Raw genomic sequence first — 22,599 nt, 5'->3', positions numbered from 1 at the left:
AATGGCATCAAACAGCAACATGATGCAACCTGAAAACCAAGTTATAATCAGAAATATTGAACAGCTTCCTTCTGGTAAGGTATTGCTAATTGATGCACTTCCTGACCATGCTCTCAAAGAATTTTCGGCACTTAGGCCTGATATAAGCTGGACCGTTTATACTCCTTATATTGATACCGCAGAACTACTTTCAAATATAAGTATCGCTTCGCAAGGTTCGTTACCTGTGCATAAATCAGCGTGGCTGACGAGCGAGCAAGTAGGCTTATTTGATGCTGTTCTAATTTATTACCCTAAAGCCAAACAAAGATTTGATTACTATTTGTCTATGGCCAGTCAATTGTTAGAGCAAGACGGCCAGATATTTATCGTAGGAGAAAAAAAAGGTGGCGTTAAAAGCTGTGACAAAGCCTTAAAGCCCTTTTCTAACGGTACAAAGAAACTCGACTCGGCTAGGCACTGCATGCTTTTTACTGCAGCTTTTAACAATCATACGTGTAAAAAATCCATGGACTCTTGGTTTAACGATGTAAACTTAGACATTGATTTTGCCGGGACTAGCATAAACTTAACCTTAGCCTCGTTACCTGGTGTTTTTAGTGCTAAGCGTTTGGATAATGGCACAGAGTTACTGTTAAAAAATATGACTGCAGTGAGCGGCAAAGGTATCGACTTTGGTTGCGGTTGTGGTGTAATTTCTGCAGCACTTAGCTTAAAGAATGATAATCAGATAGTCGCGATTGATGTTGACGCACTAGCCGTTGAGAGCAGTAATAGAACCTTTAAAATTAACGGTTGTAACGCCACTGCAATTCACTCTAATGGTCTATCGAATCTTATGAACCAGAGTAACCAGTTTGACTTTATTGCTTCAAATCCTCCATTTCATACAGGTTTACAGACAGACTATTCAATTGTTGACTTATTTTTGAAGAGCAGCGCAAAGCTACTCAAGTCAAAATACGAAATGTGGATAGTTGCAAACTCATTCTTGCCTTACCAGCCTTTGTTCAAAAAATACTTGAAGGCTGCAAATACCGTGGAAAACAACAAACGATTTTCGGTTTACCACATTAAATAATACTTATTGTTATGCGCAGGAAATCCTTTATTTCCTATGCATAACAGTTCCCCTTTTCTACAAAAAAAATAATCAAAGCAGAAGGTTAAATGCTCTTTATTTATTTTTATTTATGACTATTCTTAAGAATAGCTACTATTAATAATAATAAACGCGGGTGAGTCTCTGTTGCACGTCTCAAATTACAACTTGAACTTTGTACATAGGTGCGTATCGGTTTAAGTTATGAAACTATACAAACGTAGCATCTCTCTAAAGTCAGCAATCAACAGTGCGATACTGCTCGTTAGTATTGCGACACTTTTTATTTCAGTCACAATCTCCACTTATGTTTACAAAAAAAGTTTAGAGGACGAGTCTGCCTACTTAGCAAAAACCATCAGCGAAATCGTTGCTTATAATTCAGTTGTACCCATTAGCTTTGATCTAAGAAAAGGCTTAAAAGAATTTCTATCTACCCTGAATAACATCTCCGAAATCGCCAATGTACATATTTATAAAATAGACGCTAATAAGCAGGAGCTTAAGTTTTTTGCGAGTTACAACAAAGACGGCGTGTTACCTGTATCTACGCAAATAGATCGTCTAACATACCTGAACCAGGCCAGAATAAATAACGGCTACTTAGAATACTCGATGGCAATAAAAGACCCTAAAGTTGGTGACGTGATAGGACATGTCTACATACGAACTCGCCTTACAACTTACTACGACAACCTTTACGATTTACTCAAAATTAATCTTATTGTGATCGCTTTTGTAGCCTTCCTTGCCTTTCTAATTGCGCAATCATTACGCAATAGAGTACTGAAGCCCATTAATAATTTTGTTCGAGAGCTTGAGAGTGCAAGCCAAGATCAAGAATTTAAAAAGAAAGTATCTCCTATTCCCTTTGATGAAATTAGTGTCATCGCAGATGCTGTAAATGAGCTTTTGACAAAAATAGCTCAGCAAATAAGACGGTTTTCATTGGCCGAGCAAGAAATCACCGAACTGAATCAAAGTTTAGAAGAAAAAGTGATATTTCGGACCAAAGCATTACGTGAATCCAACGAAGAATTACTCAATGCTCTTGAGCAAGTACATCAATACCAATCTCAAGTTATTCAATCAGAAAAAATGGCCAGTTTAGGACAAATGGTTGCTGGTGTTGCTCATGAGGTTAATACTCCAATTGGCTTAGGTGTTACGGCTTCAACAATGCTTTCAGATAGAATTGACGATATAAAAAGTAAATTGGATGATAAAACACTTAGCGCAGCCCAACTTACAAGCTTTTTAAGCGAGAGCCGAGAAAACACGCAAATCATTTATAGAAATTTAACCAGAGCTGCAGACTTAATCAGTTCATTCAAACAAGTGGCCGTTGATCAAACTGCAGGGGTTGTCCGAGAAATTAAATTGCATGAGTATTTAGACGAAATTTTAAATTCTATGCAACCAACGTTAAAAAAATATCGACATATAGTCACAATCGAATGTGATGAGAGTATAACGATTAGAACCAAACCGGGACCACTAAATCAAATCATTATCAATCTAATAATGAATTCCATTACCCATGGATTTAAGGCAATGGAACAAGGACAAATAACAATTACTGCAACTCTTAATAAAGACCGGTGTATTGTTAACTTTATTGATAATGGCTGTGGAATTGAGGAAAAGATAAAACAAAAAGTATTTGATCCGTTTGTAACTACATCTCGCGGAGAGGGAGGTTCAGGCCTTGGCTTGCATTTAGTTTATAACTTAGTTACTCAAGCCTTAAAAGGCAACATTTCGGTTGTTAGTGAGCTAAAAAGTGGTGCCCAGTTTACTATCGAGTTTCCTGCTTATTTGCAGGAGAATAACCATGACTAAATTAAGTTTACTTTTATTAGTCGTACTCTTGTCTCCCAAAGCCTTTTCTCAAGACGCAGTTGATGAGGAGTCGATAGAAACAATTAAAACAGCGGCGTTAATTTATAAATTGTATTTTTATGTCGACTTTCCTAGCACTTCAGATACTCCGCAATATTGTTTTGTTGGAACGAATAGCTTTAACGTAGCCAAAGTGTTAACTAAGCAACAGATGAACCAGCAGTTAAATAGAAAAATAAAAATCATTAAATGGCAAAGCCCGTCTGAAATAGACCCTAAAATGTGCAACATCATTTATTCAGCACCAACTCAAGCTGACCAAAAAGAGACTTTCCAAGAGTTATCAAAACTCGCTCTGACAGTTAGTGATTCTGTGGAGTTAAGAGAAACAGGGCATATCTCAAGTATCACTTATCAAGACCAGGAAGCAGTTTTAAGTTTTAGTAGAAAAAACTTGAAGCGTTCCGCTATCCTAGTTAACAGTCAACTAATACGACACTCAGAGTTGAGGCCGTAGTGCTAATTCGGCACTACAGAAAGGTTATAACCTCGATATGAACAATAGCCGTAGTTCTTCCCATTTACGTTTCTGCTCCCTGAAACAGACGCTGAATGTGATAACTTCTCCACTGTCATTATATGCCCTTTACCTAACTCAATGTGCTTTAAGACCGCCTTTTGTGCTCCCGTGGTACACAACATATACATGGTTTTCGAAAACCCTTCTGGGCGAAACACACTTCCTGATTGCACTACAGGCTGAGAAAAGCGGTTTGAGCTATATTTCCAATTTCCGAAATCAAAAATAAGTTTATTATCTTTTAGCTCCGCAACATCGTCTTGGGTTAAATAACTCATTTGAAACTGGTCAAATTTTGCAGGCGACAAAGCACTAATTTTACTAGCGGTATTGTCTAAAAAGGTAACACCAGCCTCACCGCTCACAGAAAACTTCAAATGACCTTTGTTATTAGCTATGGATAACACTGTGCGCTCGTCAATACCAATTCCAAAAGGAACTCGAATCATAGCTAATAACGATAATAACCGGCCTTGATTACTTGAGTCACCAAAACTGTTGTCAAAGCTTATGCCAGAAAACAAATTTAATCCCGTCAAACTTAGTATCGGAGAGTTTTGAATATGCACAGAGCCAATGTTACTAACATCACTTAAAATTTGATAACCCGACATCAACACATCTTCACTGCGCCCTTTTACAACAAAAGCATTACGCCCTTCATTACCAGATATCGCTCTAATTGAACCACCATTAAATGCTAACGTTAGTTTATTTTGTTGGTGCCTTTTCATGATGGTCAACCAAGCTGGATTAGCCTCAATATCACTGAACATAAAGCTATTTAATAACACCTCTGGATCTCCATCATGGAAGTAAATACCATTGGCGTCGTCGATTAATTCCACTAAGTCTTCTGGAGAGTTACAAACATCAAGTAACTGTTCGTTCAAATCACCATATATCCTGTCTCTAAAATAGCGCTTGGACACTTTATGTCTTACTGCATTTAAGCTGCTACAGGCTTGCTTTAGTTTATCTTCATCATTTATTCCGTTTTCTTTCCAAATAGCATTTAGTGCTGCATCTAGAGGTAACCATTTAACATCGACATCAAACTGCTCAAAGGTCTTTATTAACCAATAAACGTCTTCAAACGCGTCTCGATTAGCTGCCGTTACAATAAGAATATTGTCACCATCAACATTGTCTATAAACTGACGAAATGCTTTAGCAACAAAAAGGTTTTTGCTATTAAAAACATCAACCTTGGCATTTTTATATTGGTCTCTTTGTAAAAAACGGCGATTAATAACGGTATCTTGAAATACATCCAAAATCATTTGCCATTGAATATCTTTTAAATCGGTAGACTCTCCTACTCCTGTATTTCTAAAAACACGAGCAAGTTCTTTTTCTGGGTAGGACATTGTTTTTTGTAGTGGATATTTATTGAGGTTACTAATGAAAATATCCATTTCTAAATTATGTAAAGCAGCATCTGCCTTGTATAACGCGGTTAGGGTTTTAATATTTTCAGCACTTAATATATAGCTATGCTGAGTATGATGCGTTTCGTTAGTAGACAGCGGAGTAAGGCAGTTTTCAGGTTGCACACTTGAACAAACGTTTAGGCCACCACCAATAAGTATTGTTTGAAATTCTTTGGCATTACCTACCTTGGAAAAAGCTAAAAAAACCAATAATAAATATGAGGTTAATTTTAAGTCCCAAAACATTTTAATCACTACCCTATGAAATGAAATATGTGCTCCACTTGCAACACTATCACACTTATAATTTTTTTTTGAACCTTATAGTAAAAAGTTGAGTAAAACACTAGGTTATTTGGTTAATTAAACCGTGCAAGTGTGGTATAAATAGACACTATAAGCGAATTACCTTTATATACAGCCCTCTCTATGACACATGAGGGCTTTTGTTGTTTAAAATTTGGAGATTACATGCCAACTAAAATGCCAGATATTGCAAATCAAGCGAAAGCCCAAACTGAAGGTGTGCTTGATTGGGTAGGGATGAGCAACATTGAAATGCCATTAATGGTTGAGATGCAAGGTGAGACTCGTCCGATTTCAGCGCTTGTTGAAGCGTTTGTTAACCTTAAAGAGCCAAAAGCTAAAGGCATTCACATGTCTCGTTTGTATTTAATGTTAGATGAGCTTTCAGTTGAGAGTGCGTTAAATATTAAAAACCTGCAAACACTGCTTACTAATTTTATTGAAAGTCACCACGATCTTTCAAATGCTGCGCACCTTAAATTTGAATTTGATTATCATATGCGTCGCAAGTCACTAATTAGTGGCAAACTCGGTTGGAAAGCCTATCCAGTCGTAATTACAGGTAACTTAACAGACGGTCTATTAGATATTGAACTTGCTGTAAAAGTACCTTACTCATCAACTTGTCCTTGTTCTGCTGCATTAGCTCGTCAGCTTATTCAAAACAAATTTAACGAGACATTTGATGGCCAAGCTAAGGTTGATGCTGAAACTGTTCACGCATGGTTAGGCTCTACGGAAGGTATTGTTGCCACTCCGCATAGCCAGCGTTCAATTGCAGAAGTTAAAGTTAAGCTTTCAGAAGCCGTTAATGACTTTCCAATTGTTGATTTAGTTGACGCTATTGAGTTTGCTCTTAAAACGCCTGTTCAGGCAGCAGTTAAACGTGAAGATGAGCAAGAATTTGCTCGCTTAAACGGTCAAAACTTAATGTTTTGTGAAGACGCTGGTCGTCGTATTAAAGCTGCATTAAATAATATTGAAGGTTATAAGGACTTCTGGTTACGAGTTAATCATTATGAATCTTTACATGCTCATGATGCTGTGTCAGTGGCAAGTAAAGGTATTGCGGGCGGTTATTCGTCTAAGTAGTTTATCTGAATATTATAAAAGCAGCTAACCAATCACTAGCTGCTTTTTTTATGCCCAGATTTTGTTTATAAAGTACGACTTGAAATAAAACCTCGCTGCAAACCAAGTAAAATCAAGATATAAGGCGAATATTACGGCTTAAATCGTAGTTAAATTACAAAATATTAGAGTTTTAATACTAATATTCTCTTGATTAAACCCTCTTCAAAAGATAGATTATTTAAAATTAATGAATTTATATTCACAACACCCTATCTAATTTAGCATCGCTATCTGCATTTTCAAATCGCGGTCACTTCCACTTTTATAGCTATACTTACTTTAGATAAATACACGTGTTGCGATATATGAGAGGTTCTCATTTGAATAATATCAAACATAATGCACTGCATGACGAACGTTGGGTTAAAGACAACTGTGGTTTTGGCTTAATTGCGCATTTAGAGGGCGAGCCAAGTCATAAAATTATTCGAACCGCTATCACTAGTCTAGCCCGCATGCAACACAGAGGTGGCGTATCCGCCGACGGAAAAACGGGTGATGGATGCGGTTTGCTGATGCAAAAACCCGATCAATTCTTTACCGCCGTGGCAGAGCAAAATGGTTGGAGGCTTGGAAAAAAATATGCCGTTGGCAATATCTTTCTTAGCCAAGACCCTCTCCTTAATCAGCAAGCAAAAAAGCTTATCACCAAAGAATTAGAAAAAGAAACACTGCAGATAGTTGGTTGGCGTGAAGTTCCAATTAATAAAAAGATACTTGGCGAAATTGCTACAGAAAGTTTGCCAGATATCCAGCAGGTATTTGTTAACGCTCCCCCGGGCTGGCGTAAAAAAGACTTTGAACGTCGACTTTACATGGCACGACGACGAATTGAACAACAAATGCTGCATGACACCGACTTCTATATTTCTAGCTTGAGCTGTTTAGTTACTATTTATAAAGGGCTAGTCATGCCGAAGGACTTGGCAGACTTTTACTTAGATCTTTCTGACATTAGAATGTCTACCGCAATTTGTGTATTCCACCAGCGATTTTCCACAAATACCACGCCTCAGTGGAAGCTAGCTCAGCCATTTCGATTTCTTGCACACAACGGTGAAATAAATACGATTAAAGGTAATCGTCAATGGGCTCAAGCTCGGCAATATAAGTTTCACTCGCCATTAATTGCTGATTTAAAAGAAGCGGCACCCTTTGTAAATTATGAAGGTAGTGATAGTGCATCCCTTGACAACATGCTGGAGTTATTTCTTGCCGGTGGGATGGACTTATTCAGAGCAATGCGATTATTGGTGCCACCTGCCTATCAAAAGCATCCTCAAATGGATGAAAAATTGAAAGCCTTTTACGAGTTTAACTCGATGCATATGGAACCTTGGGACGGCCCTGCAGGCATAGTGATTACTAATGGTCGTCATGTAGCCTGTAACTTAGATAGAAACGGCTTGCGCCCTGCTCGGTATATTATTACAAAAGACAAGTTGTTAACGCTCGCTTCAGAGTCGGGTATTTGGGACTACACTCCTGACGAGGTGGTTGAGCAAGGTCGAGTTGGTCCAGGTGAAATGTTAGCGGTGGACACCTATAACGGTAAAGTTTGGTATTCGGATGAAATTGATCATGATTTAAAAGATCGCCACCCATACAACGAATGGCTAGAGCAGCATATTCGTCACTTAGTACCATTTGAAGATTATGCGGCTGATAAAATTGGCACTCGGCTGTATGATGACAAGCAACAACGAATCTTACATAAGCTTTTTAATTATACTTATGAAGAAATAGAACAAGTTGTAAAAGTGCTCGCTTGTGATGGCCAAGAAGCCACTGGCTCTATGGGTGATGATACGCCGATGGCCGTGATGTCGCATAAAGTTCGCGATCTCTATGACTATTTTCGTCAACAATTCGCCCAGGTTACAAATCCACCTATCGATCCGTTGCGCGAAAGCCATGTAATGTCATTAGCAACCTGCATAGGTCGCGAACAAAATGTATTTGCCGAAACGTCAGGTTATGCCGACAGAGTTCTATTTGACTCGCCGGTATTAATGTACACAGACTTAAAGCAACTGAAAGAATTTGATCAAGAACATTATCGAACCGAGACGTTTGCCTTGTGCTACAACGCAAGTCAATTTTCGTTACAACAGGCAATTGAGAGTTTATGCAAAAAAGTTGCGCATTCTGTAAAAGAACATCAAACCGTCATTGTCATATTATCCGATAAAAACCCGACGCAAGAGCAATTAGTTATTCCCGCTCCGCTTGCGTTAGGTGCTGTGCAAGAAGTGCTCGTTAGTAGTCAGCTTCGTTGCGATACTAACATTATTGTTGAATCTGGCGGAGTTCGAAATTCACATCAACTCGCGGTATTAATTGGTCTTGGGGCAACAGCTGTATACCCTTACCTTGCATATGAAACCGTCGAGCAATACGTAGCAAACGGTGATATTCAATTAAGTGCCAAACAAGCAATTAGTAACTACCGAAAAGGCCTAAATAAAGGCTTATTGAAGATCATGTCGAAAATGGGCATCGCGACCGTTGCGAGTTATCGTTGCTCAAACCTTTTTGAATTAATCGGCATAGGCAACAAGGTAATGCAGTTGTGCTTTCCGCATATTGTCAGTCGAGTGGGTGGCGCTGACTTTACAGATATTGAGTCAGAACTGATTCGCTTAAACAAGTATGCATGGCTCGCCCGCAAAGAGCTGGAGCATGGTGGTTACTTAAAGTATGTGCATGGTGGAGAATATCACGCTTACAACCCTGATGTTGTTCAGCTATTGCAAAAAGCAGTACAAAGCGGCAATAGCAACGACTACCAGCTGTATGCTGATGCAGTAAATAATCGCCCCGCCAGCCACTTTAGAGATTTGTTTAAGCTTACCTCTTCTAAAAGTATTCCATTAGACGACGTGGAGCCTGTTAGCGCGCTCTATCCAAAGTTTGATTCTGCTGCTATGTCCATAGGCGCATTAAGTCCTGAAGCACACGAAGCCTTGGCTATCGCTATGAATAAACTTGGTGGTTATTCAAATTCAGGTGAGGGCGGTGAAGATCCAAAACGTTTTGGAACGTTGAAAAATTCTAGGATAAAGCAAGTTGCTTCGGGTCGATTTGGTGTAACACCACATTACTTAAGAAATGCCGATGTGATTCAAATTAAAGTGGCACAAGGTGCAAAACCAGGCGAAGGTGGTCAATTACCAGGAGAAAAAGTCAGTCCTGAAATCGCTAAGCTTAGGTTTTCTATTCCAGGCGTCACGTTAATTTCACCGCCACCGCATCATGACATTTATTCAATTGAAGACTTGGCACAACTTATCTTCGATTTAAAACAAGTTAATCCAAACGCTTTAATATCGGTAAAGTTAGTTTCTGAGCCTGGTGTCGGTACTATCGCAACTGGCGTCGCCAAAGCCAATGCTGATCTAATTACCATTTCTGGTTTTGATGGCGGTACTGGTGCCAGCCCTTTAACTTCAGTAAAACACGCAGGTAGTCCTTGGGAGCTGGGTTTACCCGAAACGCATCAAGCGCTCGTTGAAAACGGTTTACGCCATAAAGTTAGGTTACAAGTAGATGGTGGCCTCAAAACCGGTTTAGACATAGTTAAGGCTGCGATATTAGGCGCAGAAACCTTTGGTTTTGGTACCGGTCCTATGGTTGCTTTAGGCTGTAAATACTTACGTATATGTCATTTAAATAACTGCGCAACCGGTGTCGCAACACAAGACCAGCAACTTAGACAACGCTATTTTATTGGCTTGCCCGAGATGGTTGAAAACTACTTTAAGTTTATAGGCGAAGAAACTCGCCAGTGGATGTCCAGCTTAGGGGTCGCTAATCTAGTCGACTTAATCGGTCGCACTGACCTGTTAGAAATAGTTGAAGGTCAAACAGACAAGCAGCGAGGTTTAGCACTAGAAAATATACTAAATTCCGTGTCGCTTAACAGCGCGAACAGTCTGTACAAATCGGAGCTAAACCCTCCTGCGGATCCGGCTACCTTAAATCATAAAATTGTAGAGGATGCACAATCGGCGTTATCAACTCGTTCTGGTGGTAGCTTTTGTTACAACATCAAAAATACTGACCGTTCTGTTCCCGCACAGCTATCTGGCGAGGTAGCAGCTAAATATGGGAACCAAGGTATGGCCGGAGATCCGATAAACTTAAGTTTTATAGGCACCGCAGGTCAAAGCTTTGGGGTCTGGAATGCTGGTGGTATTAACCTACACCTAATTGGTGATGCAAATGATTATGTCGGTAAAGGGATGACTGGCGGCACCATTGTTATCCATCCGCCTCAGGGCGTCGCGTATCAAACGCATGAATCGGCCATGGCCGGCAATACCTGTTTATACGGCGCAACTGGTGGCAAGCTAATAATCGCAGGCTGTGTTGGCGAGCGATTCGCAGTTCGTAACTCGGGTGCTACTGCGGTGATCGAAGGTGCTGGCGAAAATGCCTGTGAATATATGACTGGCGGTACCGTTGTTGTTTTGGGCAAAGTTGGAATTAATTTTGGTGCAGGTATGACCGGCGGATTTGCATATCTATTAGATGAAGATGAATCCCTTAATGAAAAAATAAACCCACAACATGTAGAAGCTTTAAGTCTGCCAAATCAGTTGCATATCGAATTTTTACGCGGCTTGATAAATGATCATTTTGAAGCAACACAAAGTGCAAGATCATTAGAGATTTTAAGCGAATTTTCCCATTGGCAAACTAAGTTTAAGTTAGTGAAACCTAAATCTGTCGATGTTTCTTTGTTATTAGGCCACAGGCAAAGATCGTCAAATGAATTACGTATTGAAGCGATGTAGGGCAAGATCATGAGCAAAAACATTTATCAATTTGTCGATGTGCAGCGCATTGATCCAAAAAAGCAGCCGCTTAAAATTCGCCAGTCTGATTTTATCGAGATATATAAACCTCTCGATTCTGACCAGGCTGCAGGTCAAGCTGACCGTTGTTTAGACTGCGGCAACCCATATTGTGAGTGGAAATGTCCAGTTCACAATTACATACCGCAATGGCTCGAATTAGCTAATCAAGGCAAAATTATTGAAGCAGCTGAGTTATCTCACAAAACCAATAGTTTACCGGAGGTTTGTGGCCGAGTTTGCCCGCAAGACAGACTTTGTGAAGGAGCCTGTACTCTCAATGACGACTTTGGCGCAGTGACTATCGGCAGTATCGAAAAATATATCACAGACAAAGCCTTCGAAATGGGCTGGCGCCCGGATATTTCTGATGTCGTTAAAACTAATAAGCGGGTCGCTGTTATAGGTGCAGGGCCTGCAGGGTTGGCCTGTGCCGATGTATTAGTTAGAAATGGAGTATCGGCTACTGTATACGATAAATATGATGAAATCGGTGGTCTACTTACCTACGGCATACCCGCGTTTAAACTTGAAAAAGAAGTAATGATTAATCGTCGTCGTGTATTTGAAGAAATGGGCGTCGAATTTATTCTTAATTGTGAAGTCGGTAAAGACATTCAATTGAGTGAACTTATTGAACAGTACGACGCCATATTTTTAGCTGTCGGGACCTATAAAAACTTACAAGGTGGCTTTGCCAACGAGTCGGCTAGCGGTGTATTTAACGCCCTACCATACCTTATTAGCAATACCCGTAATGTGATGGGTAAAGGTCCATTAGAAATCGACTTCAAAGGTCAAGATGTTGTAGTGCTTGGTGGTGGAGACACTGCAATGGACTGCGTTAGAACCGCGATTCGTCAAGGTGCTAGTTCAGTCAGATGTGTCTACCGTCGTGATGAGAACAGCATGCCCGGCTCACGCCGAGAAGTAAAAAATGCAAAAGAAGAAGGTGTGCAGTTTATCTGGAACTCCCAGCCTCTTGAGATTTTAGTCGACGATGCAGGAAACGCCTCTGGCGTTGAGTTTGTGAAAACTCAGCTTGGTAAGCCAGATGCTAATGGCAGACAAAGACCAGAGCCGGTTAACGACAGTAATTTTACTCTCAAGGCTGATGCCGTTGTCATTGCCTTTGGTTTCCAACCGTTAAATTTAGAGTGGCTGTCGGAGTTTAATGTTGAGTTAACCGACTGGAAGACCATTAAAGCCAACGCGAATAGTCAATTTTCCTACCAAACGTCTAATCCAAAAATATTTGCTGGTGGCGATATTGTTCGCGGCGCAGATTTGGTTGTAACGGCAATTGCCGAAGGTCGAGATGCCGCTAGCGGCATTATGGATATGCTAGAAGTATAGGACACCACTAAATATGCCTTGTTGCGCTTGTTTTTATACGCAATAAGGCATGATTAGTTAATGATGTGTACTATGATTTTTTGTTTAAAGTGTTTTGCTTAGTTTCGTTTATCACTTTCATCGTTTCCGAAGCCGCTTTATATAATAAATCTTCGCTTAAGCGGACATCGATATTTGGGTTAACATATTGAAAGTGAACCATACCTTGTTGATCAAGAATATAAACAGCCGGGACAGGTAACGCGACTCGGGCATCTCCATCTATATCAATAAATGGTACACCTAGTTTATCTCTGTACTTTTCCTCAGTTTTCTTATCTAAGAAAAATGCTAAACCCATGTTTTTTGCTAGCGCCAACTTAGGATCCGCTAATAAATTGTATGCCAGTTTTTCTCGTGTTTGTTGCTCTGCAATATTTTTATTACTGTCTGGAGAAATAGCAACAATTTGGAAGCCCAGAAATTCAAGAGATGACTCAATCTTTTTCATTCGATTTAGTTGGGCATTACAGTATGGACACCAACCTCCGCGATATACCACAAGCACGGTTGGTTTTTTGGCAAAGAGTGTTTCTGTACACACAGAGTTTGTTTGGCTATCTTCGACACACGTATTTGGCACCAGCATTCCTGGTAAAATTGGCCGAACTTCAAACGCACTGTTTGCAATTCCTTTCGCGCTTGTGTTCGAATCCGCAGCGAAGCTATTTAATGAAAACAAACAGGTGGATAATAAGAATAGAGATTGAATAACTAACTTTTTCATAATGTTCCCTTTTAAAAGTAAAATGCACTTCTATTGAAGTGCATTCGGTTACATTACTAGACCTAATCTATGGCCAATATATTTCATTAACTCATAAAAGTTATTCTATATTTTCTGCGGGGATACGATTCGCAATAAAAGTTCGTATTTCTGATTCTAATTGCTCAACAATATTATTGTTGTCGATACGTTTTTTCTGACGTTGGCCATTTATATAAAAGCCGCTTCGTTTATTTGCACCCGCTAAGCCTAAATCAGATACCAGGGCTTCACCTGGACCATTCACAACACAACCTATAACAGAAACAGTAACAGGTTCGACAACGTCTTCTAAGCGCTCTTCTAATGCATTCATGGTGCTTACAACATCAAACTCTTGTCGTGAACAGCTTGGACATGCAATAAAGTTAATACCACGCGCGCGGATCCCTAATGATTTTAAGATATCAAAACCAACTTTAATTTCTTCAACCGGATCAGCAGCAAGAGAAATTCGGATTGTATCGCCTATGCCCTCGGCCAATAACATGCCTAAACCAACAGCTGACTTCACCGCTCCAGAACGAAAACCGCCCGCTTCAGTAATACCTAAATGCAGTGGTTGTTCTATTTTTTGCGCTAATAATCGGTAAGCACCTACAGCTAAATGTACATCTGACGCTTTTACACTGACTTTAAAGTTGTGAAAGTCATGACGCTGCAATATTTCAACATGACGCATCGCAGATTCTACTAATGCTTCAGGGGTTGGCTCATGATACTTTTCTTGAATATCTTTTTCTAACGAACCGCCATTAACCCCAATTCTGATAGGAATATTTTTTTCTTTCGCGACATCTATTACAGCTTTGATGCGCTCTTCATTGCCAATATTGCCAGGGTTAATCCTAAGGCAGTCGACACCGTACTCTGCAACTTTTAGCGCTATACGGTAATCAAAATGAATATCAGCAACAAGAGGAATAGTCACTTGCTGTTTAATTTCTTTAAACGCTTCGGCGGCTTCCATTGTTGGTACTGATACACGCACAATGTCGGCACCAGCCGCTTGAATACGGTTAATTTGAGCTACGGTTGCTTCAACATCATTTGTGTTGGTGTTAGTCATTGATTGAACGGCTATGGGCGCATCTCCACCGACCGGCACATTGCCGACCATAATTTGTGTGGATTTACGTCTCTTAATCGGGTTTTCACCAAACATGTTTATACTTTCTCTTTTTACTGTTGTGCTTCTATTTCAAATCGGGCGACACGATTAGTTGGCTTGTCTGATATGTCGTATTCTTTGTCATTTACCCAAATCGTAACGCCATAGGTACTTCCTAATAATACTCTAAAAGGGCCTTGAGCGTTTAGTGTCATTAGGTATCCGGCCGGTTTATTTCCTACCGCAATGCGCTCATCAAATGCATCGTATACTTCAACCCAGACTTCTTGTTCAAATTTAAACTGAACTTTAATATAGTCATCTTCGTCAGACTCACCGTTCTCAGCCAATAAACGCTTTTCAGCATCACTTAAAACAACCGGTGACTGAGCTGGCTGTGACATTTGGTTTTGCTGAACTTCAGCGACTGATTGGTTATCTTCAACCTGCTCAACTTTGACAACACTTTCAGTTGTAGCTTGTGCACCTTGAGTGGCATTATTTTGTAACTGCTCAGCTGGCTCTTCTTTCGACTGCTGCACTCTCAATGCACTAGCTGGAAAACTATCAGCCGTATCAGCAGTAGCTGTATTATTAACTGCTGGTTTTATAGTTTCATCAACTTCGGTCGCATCACCGTCATTGGCAAGCAACTCAAGATCGGTGTTCTCATCCATGGTTTGAGTTGCTGCATTTGGTGTATTGTCATTTATACTTATTTCTTCCGTGGTATTAGCAGGCGCCAGCATCTCAATACCTTTGGTTTGATACCACCAGAATACAAAGGCGACCGCTAAGATAATTACTATTAGCCAAGTGATAATAGTCAAACGACGTTCTATTTTTTTACGTTTACTTCTTTTCGAAAATGACTGCATTTTCATCGCATTTGGAGAGCTCGGAGCGGTAGTTTCTACCTGAGTAAGTACCGAATTTTCATCAATATTTACTTTTTTTGCGTAACTACGAATGTAACCACGTATAAAGGTTTCCGGCAAGTTATCCGGTATATCGTCCGCTTCAATCGCCACTAAAACTTTAACTGGTACTCTAATTTGTTCGGCTAACTCTTCTAAACTTAAACCTTGTGCGTTTCGTGCATTTGCTAATATTTGTCCAGCCGATAGTTTTACTGATTCAGACTCTGAACTAGTTGTGTCGTTTACTGAATCGATTTGAGTTTCGTCTTTCATTATTGATACTGCTCCGGATTAACTTTCAATAACCTGGTCCCTGCTGACAAGACACCATCTTGGTTAATATTGTTCCATTTTTTTAGCTGGGCAAGTTCAATCCCCATGCGTTCTGCGGTTAGCTTTAAAGTCTGATTACTTGGCACCCGGTAATATACATCTGGGTTAGCTACATAAAGCTTTTGTCCGACTTTTAATTTAGCTTTTGAAGTTAAATTGTTCCACTTGATTAGCGTATCAAGTTTTATATTGTAGTTCTTCGATATTTTATATAAGAATTCACCGGCTTTTACCTGGTGAGTCGGGATATTTATGTTTGGCACCGATACTTTTAATAAGTCACTGGCCTTTTGGCGATTAGCTTGCTCTTGTAATGATGTGTAGTAAGAAGGATCCGCAACCAGTAACTTTTGTCCTTCTTTGAGCCAGGCGTCTTCATTTAGTTGATTCCAACGCAATAACGCTTCTAACTCTACGCCTTCCTGCTTGGCAACATCAGACACCTGTAACTCTTTTTCTAATGTAACAAACGGCTCTGGCTCCGCCACAAAAAGAGTTTGACCAAGGCTTACCTCTTGGTTACTTAACGCATTCCATTCCATCAATTTTGCAACTTTTACGTTAAAGTTTACAGAAATTCGATATAGGTTATCGCCCGCTTGAACTTGATAAGTTGGTACAATCAAATTAACCGGTTCAGGTGCTACATAAACTCGGGTATTTACTGTGCTTGCACGGTCATTCACTACTTTTGACGCGGCGACTTTTGTTACTAATACTTGCTCTTGTGGTAAAGGCGCTTCTTTTTTCAAAATGACCGATGATTGAACTTCCTCAGGTAATTTCACTGACTCTGTATCGGTTAAGGGCTTAGAAAACATCTCTACTTTTTTTTGTAATTCCTCTGCAAATTCTGACTTCGACGATACTTGCTGCACTGCTGAAGCTATTACCGTCGGTAACGCTAACGGAGTTCTGTTTGTCGTCACTCTGGCGTTTGTCGTTGATGAGTTAGGCTGCGCTGTTGTTCTGCTTGAATTGTTTGCAGTTGAATTACTAGGGGATTTGCGAATAATCTTAATTTTAGGACTCGCATTATGCTTTGCCTGATATTTAAGTCTTAATTGTTCAAACTCGCTATTAAGTATTGAGTTAGTGGTGACATAAAGCGCTTCTGTGCTATCGGGAAATTCTGCCACAATTTGATCGGCATACTGGTTTGCTTGATTTAAACGACCTCGTTTACTTTCTAAAATATGGCCTAGTAAAAGGCTGCGAGGCGTTGGCTGACCAATTCGATTAAAACGTGCGTAAAACTCAAGTGCAGCAACTAAATCACCGGTTGCGTACTTAATTCCTGCTAGAGATAACAAGTTATAAGCTCGACCTGGGTTATGCTTATAAGACATCTCAAAATACTCTTGAGCTTGTAAAATTTGATCGTTAGTTAACGCACAAATCGCTAAGTTCTCATAACTGTCTGCAGCTCGAGTATATTTAGATATATTGATGGCTTTTTTGAAGTAAACGGCCGCTTTATCTAACTGCCCTACGTTACATAAAAAGGTACCGTAGTTATTTAAAGTGTCTGGATTTTCTGGCTCAAGATCGATAGCTTCAAGATAATACTTTTCAGCTATCTCCATCTCGCCAACCATTTGATAATAATAGCCCAGGCTATAATTAACATCGGCACGTTTCGGGTTGAACTCTAAGGCTTTTTCTAAATTAAACTTAGCCTGCTCAAAACGATTTGTTTCCAAATAACTCAACGCTAAAATCAAGCGAGTTCGAGCAGCCTCGTTGCGATCAAATTCAAAACTACGTACCTGTTTTTTTGAATCGATGAATGTCTTTTCCGTAACACAAGCTGATAACAAAGTTACACAGCAAAGCAAATATAGAATTCGTCCCATAACCCACTTCTTTTGTTAGTTATTTTTATTATTAACTAAACCAGTTTGACTGATATTGAATCACCTTTCATCTGTTTTTTTAATAAACGTTTGGTTCTATCCACAACATCACCAACTAGTTGACCACACGCAGCATCAATATCGTCACCACGAGTACGTCTTACAATACAGGTATAACCTTCTTCTTGCATTACTTTTGCAAATCGGTCCACTCGACTGTTTGATGATTTCTCATACGGCGCACCAGGGAACGGGTTCCATGGAATTAAATTAATTTTAGAAGGCGTACCGCGCAAGGTTTGTGCTAATTCACGAGCCTGTTCCATAGAGTCATTAATACCGTTTAACATGACATACTCAATGGTAATTTCTTTGTTAGCTGTAGATCCATCTATATAACGACGACAAGATGCTAAAAATTCTTGGATATTGTACTTTTTATTAATAGGCACAAGTATGTCTCGAAGTTCGTCGTTTGGCGCATGCAATGAAATAGCAAGTGCCACATCAATTTTTGTTTTTAACAGGTCAAGTGCAGGGACAACACCTGATGTACTTATTGTCACACGGCGTTTAGACAAACCAAATGCAAAATCATCCATCATAAGTTCCATAGCTGGAACGACATTTTTAACATTTAAGAGTGGTTCACCCATGCCCATCATTACTACGTTTGTCACAGCGCGATTAGTAGACATTCCATCCCAGCCAATATCTTGCGCTACTCGCCAAACTTGACCAATAATTTCGCCGACCGTTAGGTTACGGTTAAAGCCTTGTTGCGCTGTTGAGCAGAAAGTACACTCTAATGCACAGCCGACTTGTGATGAAACACATAAGGTTTTGCGATCACCATCTGGAATCCAAACCGCCTCGACCTCTTGACCACCTTCAAGCAACATGGCGTATTTAATAGTGCCGTCCGTAGATTCTTGACGAACTGAAATTTCTGGCGCTCGAACTTCACATTTTTCAGCGAGTTTGGCGCGCAATACTTTAGAGAAATTGGTCATTTCTGAAAAGTCTGTTTGCCCCATCTGATAAATCCACTTTATCGCTTGATCAGCTCTGAACGGTTTCTCATTTAACTCATCTTTGAAAAATTGACGAAGTGCCATGCGATCGTAATCTAATAAATTAAATTTTTTCTTAGCTTTTGCTTCAACAGCAGTTGGATTAACAGTTTCTACAGACATATTGACCTCGATGTAGCTTGTATCGTTATTAAGATGCGTTGTTACACGCGTACATAGTTTTTGCTATAACCCCTGCCTAAATTACTTTTATTACTACTTATGTGAGTCGCGGTTCACGTAGCATAAAAAAATTAAAAGAGTTATAGCAAAAAATACAAAAAGGACCTTAGCAAGCTAAAGTCCTTTTTATTTAATTCTTATCTGCAAAAATTAACGAGTGCGGTTGCAAAGTTCGTCAGCAGAGAAGAAGTATGCGATTTCACGTGCAGCTGACTCAGGAGCGTCAGAACCGTGTACCGCATTTTCGTCGATAGATGCAGCATAGTCAGCACGTAAAGTACCAGCAAGTGCTTCAGCAGGGTTAGTCGCACCCATGATTTCACGGTTTTTAAGAACAGCGTTTTCGCCTTCTAAAACTTGAACCATAACAGGACCAGAAGTCATGAAAGATACTAGAGCGCCAAAGAAAGGACGTTCGCTGTGCTCAGCATAGAAACCTTCAGCTTGTTCTTGTGAAAGGTGTACCATTTTTGATGCTACGATACGTAGACCAGCAGATTCGAAACGGTTGTAGATAGCACCGATTACGTTTTTAGCTACTGCGTCTGGTTTGATAATTGAAAAAGTACGTTCTAACGCCATGGTTAAACTCCATTATATAAATTAAAATTAAAGATTCTAAATTCTGGGCGCGAATTATACGCGAAGTTTTGTAAAAAAAATATGTTTGCTTATATTTATCATTCAATAACATAATGTAGTAATCAAACTCTATGCTTTAGATTTAGCACCGTGCTAACTTATGCATTACAACTATATAAATAATATAGCTTTTTTAAGGATTTTTAATGGCATCATCTTTGTTCATCACCGACGTGTTAAAGCAGGTCAAAAATAAGTACCTGGCTCTGATCGGTGACGCTGAACAATTTTATCTCGAGTTTGATGACACTATTGGCCGCTACCAAAAAGAACAAAATCGTTTAAATGAAGCTAAACATCAACTCGAAACTATTATTGCTTTTGAAAAAAGTAATGGTTATTACCCGGCAATTAAAGATCAATCTGATACCGAAGCCTATCTTAACGAATTACAACAAATTATAGATAAAAGTCGTGCTGCAATAAAAACGCTAGAGCCTCGTATCTTAGGTGGATATCGCCGTCGCACTGCAATGGTTAATGAGCTTGCTGATATTATTATAGAAAATACCCTTAATGAAAAAGACGCGAATAAGTTTATAACTACTCTGGTGCTACGTTCACCTTTACCCTCTGCGCATTCGCGTTGCCCTAGCAATGAAAAAAACAAACCAATTTACATTGCGGCTTGGACAGCGTGCCTTTTTCACAACCTAGTCGAACACAACTTGATCGACGATAAAAGCATTTTAGAAAAAGTACCAACTATGGTTCCAAGTGCAGATAATGAAGATGTTCTAGAGCCAAATCCTGACATGTTGAATCATTATATATGCGAAGTGCTTAGGCCAATTGTAATAGCATCATTGATTCATCAAATTGGTAGTTACAGTGTTGATGCCAGCCAGTTTTATAAAGGCAATCGTTACCGACTACTAAATGACAAAGAGCGAGAAGGCTTGATTAAAGCCATTTTTGAAAATACAAATCGATATTTAGAATATGGTTTAGGCAAACCAGATCAAGAAGCCTTTAGTTTTCAAGAAGCGGAAGATTATAAAAATGCCGTTAATCGTTACGATTTAACAGAATCAATTTTAAAAGGTTATGTGAAACCAAATAATGCTATGGGTAACCTGCTTCGTATCCCAATGATTTACTCGTCGTTTTTGCTGTCTACTAAGCCTAAGCACGACTATTCTATTATTTATAAAGCCTACGATATTATTAAAAGCGGAATAGACAAAGAGCTCATCCATGCGGGTTTTGGTAAGCAGTTTTTAAAAATGGTTGGACAATTTCCACTAGGCTCTGGCATTTATTTTATTTCTAAAGAGTCTGGGCAGCCAGAAAGAGCTATTGTTATTGGCATGAATCCTCCTGAGTATAACAGTGCCATAGTAAAACAAATGACTCGTCGGCAAATCAAATACGATGACTTTTCGCAAACCTTAGTAAGTTATGAGTCCAATCTATTGAACGAGCAAGCCCGAAAGAGCTCGGATTTTGGCAGCGCTTATTATGAAAAACAATTTCCGAGGGGATTCACATGGAACCCGGCTGAGTTTTGGGAAATTGAAATCAATCAAGACACATTCTGGCGACGTGATAACACACTTAAAACCAATTAGTCGATCACACACCCGAACCCCAAGTGCTTGAGCCATAAGTGGCCGCCTTAGAAATCTACTTTGCCACGTGCTTTTTTAATCTGTGCGTGTTTTGTTTTGCTATCGAGCCTTTTTCTCTGGGATGAACGCGTCGGTTTTGTTGCTTTTCTAGGTGGTAGCGTCTTTATCGCCGAGCGGATAATTTCAACCAGTCGCTCAATTGCCGTATCTCGGTTTTGTTGTTGTGTTCGGCTTTGTTGAGACTTAATGATCAGCTCACCATCTTTTGTCACTCTCGAATCTTTCATCGCCAAAAGTCGCTCTTTGTAAAACAAAGGTAGACTCGAGGCTTTTATATCAAATCTTAGATGGATAGCGGATGATACTTTATTTACGTTTTGTCCACCCGCGCCCTGCGCACGGATCGCATGAATTTCGATTTCATTATCGGCCAAGCTAACATTGTCGTTGATTACAATCATATTAACTATTCAAATAGCCTGAAGCGCGCTCTTCTAACAGTCGCTCAATTTGATCTAATTCAGATTCTGACATCGACGAGACTAACGGCGACTCAGCAATACGATTAGACTCACTCGCCCATTCGCCTAAATCAATCAGCTGGCAGCGCTTGCTACAAAATGGTCTAAATTCAGAGGCTGGTTCCCACGTTACTTTTGTATCACAAGTAGGACAGTTCACTTTTGTTGTCATGCTTTACCCAATCAACAGTTTGCTAATTCAAACTCGATTGTATCACTGACAGAAGTTTTTACAGAGCTTTTATCTGGCTTCATAAAGCTAATTGCAAAACGTCGGTTGCTTCCGCTTACCGTGGGGAAATAGCCAAGCTCAGGATCGTACTTAACACGAAGTAAGGATACACTATCGTTACAGCTGTCTTGATAAAACCCTTTGTTGGCATGCTGTGTCGAAAATTCTGCAGACTCTCGAATAAATAAAAGTGAGAAGTTTAAAGCTTGTTCTAGTGGCGCCAATACGTTTAACCAGGTTTTTATATTTTCTTGACGCTGTTCAATAGGCATAAGTCGCCAGTAATGAAACTGAGGTAAATCAAAGTCACAAGTACCGCCGGCAATACCAAAGCGCTGACGCAGACTCGCTAAAAATTTATCTTCTTTTAAAACCTGACAAGCTTTACTCATTTTTGATATTTGAGATTGTAGGTTGATAGTTTCTTTGAGGTTTTTTTGGAGAGATTCATTATGAATTTCAGGATGCGCAGACCAACGTAACATGCTTTTTTCAAGTAAATCGAGGTAGTACGTTAACGTGCCACGAATATCATTACGCTCTAATACCTCTATGGTACTAAATAATGCACTAAAAAAAGGCTGGATATGAATTTGTTCACTGACATCTTGATGGGCAGACAATTGCGTGAAAAGCAATTCCAAGCGCATTAATAGTCTTACTTTTTCATTTAGTGGGTGTTCGTAAACAACAGAATTCATGGTTAACCGTACTTTTTTATTGTTATTAGTCCAACTGGC

Annotated in this window: 17 protein-coding genes; 7 read left to right on the top strand and 10 right to left on the bottom strand. The window is 39.6% G+C overall.

Annotated elements, in window-relative coordinates:
- Nucleotide 1 precedes the first annotated feature (1 nt).
- The 3 genes from ACZ1GV_RS02140 (at nt 2) to ACZ1GV_RS02130 (ending at nt 3,461) form a co-directional block, all read left to right on the top strand.
- Nucleotides 2-1,081 carry a methyltransferase gene (locus ACZ1GV_RS02140; protein ID WP_472675043.1) on the top strand — a complete coding sequence of 360 codons (1,080 nt, stop codon included), beginning with the start codon at nt 2-4 and terminating at the stop codon, nt 1,079-1,081.
- A 225-nt stretch (nt 1,082-1,306) separates the two neighbouring features.
- Nucleotides 1,307-2,944, top strand: coding sequence for a sensor histidine kinase (locus tag ACZ1GV_RS02135; protein WP_472675042.1), 1,638 nt, complete (start codon nt 1,307-1,309; stop codon nt 2,942-2,944).
- A complete protein-coding gene (locus tag ACZ1GV_RS02130; protein WP_472675041.1) occupies nt 2,937-3,461 on the top strand; it encodes a YfiR/HmsC family protein in 525 nt (174 codons plus the stop codon). The genes ACZ1GV_RS02135 and ACZ1GV_RS02130 overlap by 8 nt, the downstream gene beginning before the upstream one ends.
- A 2-nt stretch (nt 3,462-3,463) precedes the next feature.
- On the opposite strand, the gene ACZ1GV_RS02125 is transcribed toward ACZ1GV_RS02130, so the two are convergent.
- A complete protein-coding gene (locus ACZ1GV_RS02125; RefSeq protein ID WP_472675040.1) occupies nt 3,464-5,203 on the bottom strand; it encodes a type 1 glutamine amidotransferase family protein in 1,740 nt (579 codons plus the stop codon).
- A 225-nt stretch (nt 5,204-5,428) separates the two neighbouring features.
- On the opposite strand from ACZ1GV_RS02125, the gene folE2 reads away from it, so the two are divergent.
- The 3 genes from folE2 to ACZ1GV_RS02110 all read left to right on the top strand — a co-directional run bounded on the left by folE2 (nt 5,429) and on the right by ACZ1GV_RS02110 (nt 12,612).
- The gene (gene folE2, locus ACZ1GV_RS02120; RefSeq protein ID WP_472675039.1) at nt 5,429-6,355 is read left to right on the top strand and encodes a GTP cyclohydrolase FolE2; all 927 of its coding nucleotides are present in this window, start codon (nt 5,429-5,431) and stop codon (nt 6,353-6,355) included.
- A gap of 362 nt (nt 6,356-6,717) precedes the next feature.
- Nucleotides 6,718-11,196 (top strand): glutamate synthase large subunit, encoded by a 4,479-nt coding sequence (gltB, locus tag ACZ1GV_RS02115; protein WP_472675038.1) that lies wholly within the window; start codon nt 6,718-6,720, stop codon nt 11,194-11,196.
- A 9-nt stretch (nt 11,197-11,205) separates the two neighbouring features.
- On the top strand, nt 11,206-12,612 hold the full coding sequence (locus ACZ1GV_RS02110; protein ID WP_472675037.1) for an FAD-dependent oxidoreductase: 1,407 nt from the start codon (nt 11,206-11,208) through the stop codon (nt 12,610-12,612).
- A gap of 70 nt (nt 12,613-12,682) precedes the next feature.
- Here the strand turns inward: ACZ1GV_RS02110 and ACZ1GV_RS02105 are convergent, their stop codons facing one another.
- The 6 genes from ACZ1GV_RS02105 to ndk all read right to left on the bottom strand — a co-directional run bounded on the left by ACZ1GV_RS02105 (nt 12,683) and on the right by ndk (nt 19,475).
- Entirely contained in the window at nt 12,683-13,378 is a 696-nt protein-coding gene (locus tag ACZ1GV_RS02105; RefSeq protein ID WP_472675036.1) for a peroxiredoxin-like family protein, read from the bottom strand.
- 100 nt (nt 13,379-13,478) lie between these two features.
- Nucleotides 13,479-14,582, bottom strand: a complete 1,104-nt coding sequence (gene ispG, locus ACZ1GV_RS02100; RefSeq protein ID WP_210560207.1) for a flavodoxin-dependent (E)-4-hydroxy-3-methylbut-2-enyl-diphosphate synthase — start codon at nt 14,580-14,582, stop codon at nt 13,479-13,481.
- A 17-nt stretch (nt 14,583-14,599) separates the two neighbouring features.
- Nucleotides 14,600-15,721, bottom strand: coding sequence for a RodZ domain-containing protein (locus ACZ1GV_RS02095; RefSeq protein WP_472675035.1), 1,122 nt, complete (start codon nt 15,719-15,721; stop codon nt 14,600-14,602).
- The gene (pilW, locus tag ACZ1GV_RS02090) at nt 15,721-17,637 is read right to left on the bottom strand and encodes a type IV pilus biogenesis/stability protein PilW (RefSeq protein ID WP_472675034.1); all 1,917 of its coding nucleotides are present in this window, start codon (nt 17,635-17,637) and stop codon (nt 15,721-15,723) included. The genes ACZ1GV_RS02095 and pilW overlap by 1 nt, the downstream gene beginning before the upstream one ends.
- 35 nt (nt 17,638-17,672) lie before the next feature.
- Nucleotides 17,673-18,833, bottom strand: coding sequence for a dual-specificity RNA methyltransferase RlmN (gene rlmN / locus ACZ1GV_RS02085; RefSeq protein ID WP_472675033.1), 1,161 nt, complete (start codon nt 18,831-18,833; stop codon nt 17,673-17,675).
- Nucleotides 18,834-19,043: 210 nt separating this feature from the next.
- Nucleotides 19,044-19,475, bottom strand: coding sequence for a nucleoside-diphosphate kinase (gene ndk / locus ACZ1GV_RS02080; protein ID WP_155696217.1), 432 nt, complete (start codon nt 19,473-19,475; stop codon nt 19,044-19,046).
- Nucleotides 19,476-19,681: 206 nt separating this feature from the next.
- On the opposite strand from ndk, the gene ACZ1GV_RS02075 reads away from it, so the two are divergent.
- Complete coding sequence (locus ACZ1GV_RS02075) at nt 19,682-21,106, top strand: hypothetical protein (protein ID WP_472675032.1); 1,425 nt, start codon at nt 19,682-19,684, stop codon at nt 21,104-21,106.
- A gap of 47 nt (nt 21,107-21,153) precedes the next feature.
- Here ACZ1GV_RS02075 and arfB read toward each other — a convergent pair whose 3' ends face one another.
- The 3 genes from arfB to ACZ1GV_RS02060 are packed head-to-tail and all read right to left on the bottom strand — an operon-like array spanning nt 21,154 to nt 22,560.
- Nucleotides 21,154-21,567 (bottom strand): alternative ribosome rescue aminoacyl-tRNA hydrolase ArfB, encoded by a 414-nt coding sequence (gene arfB / locus ACZ1GV_RS02070; RefSeq protein WP_210560212.1) that lies wholly within the window; start codon nt 21,565-21,567, stop codon nt 21,154-21,156.
- Nucleotide 21,568: 1 nt separating this feature from the next.
- Nucleotides 21,569-21,799 carry a DNA gyrase inhibitor YacG gene (gene yacG / locus ACZ1GV_RS02065; RefSeq protein WP_472675031.1) on the bottom strand — a complete coding sequence of 77 codons (231 nt, stop codon included), beginning with the start codon at nt 21,797-21,799 and terminating at the stop codon, nt 21,569-21,571.
- An 11-nt stretch (nt 21,800-21,810) separates the two neighbouring features.
- Entirely contained in the window at nt 21,811-22,560 is a 750-nt protein-coding gene (locus ACZ1GV_RS02060; protein ID WP_472675030.1) for a cell division protein ZapD, read from the bottom strand.
- Between the last annotated feature and the right edge of the window lie 39 nt (nt 22,561-22,599).

The organism is Psychrosphaera sp. HA2-10, from assembly GCF_055693745.1.
This window is presented reverse-complemented; position numbering and strand designations above follow the sequence as displayed.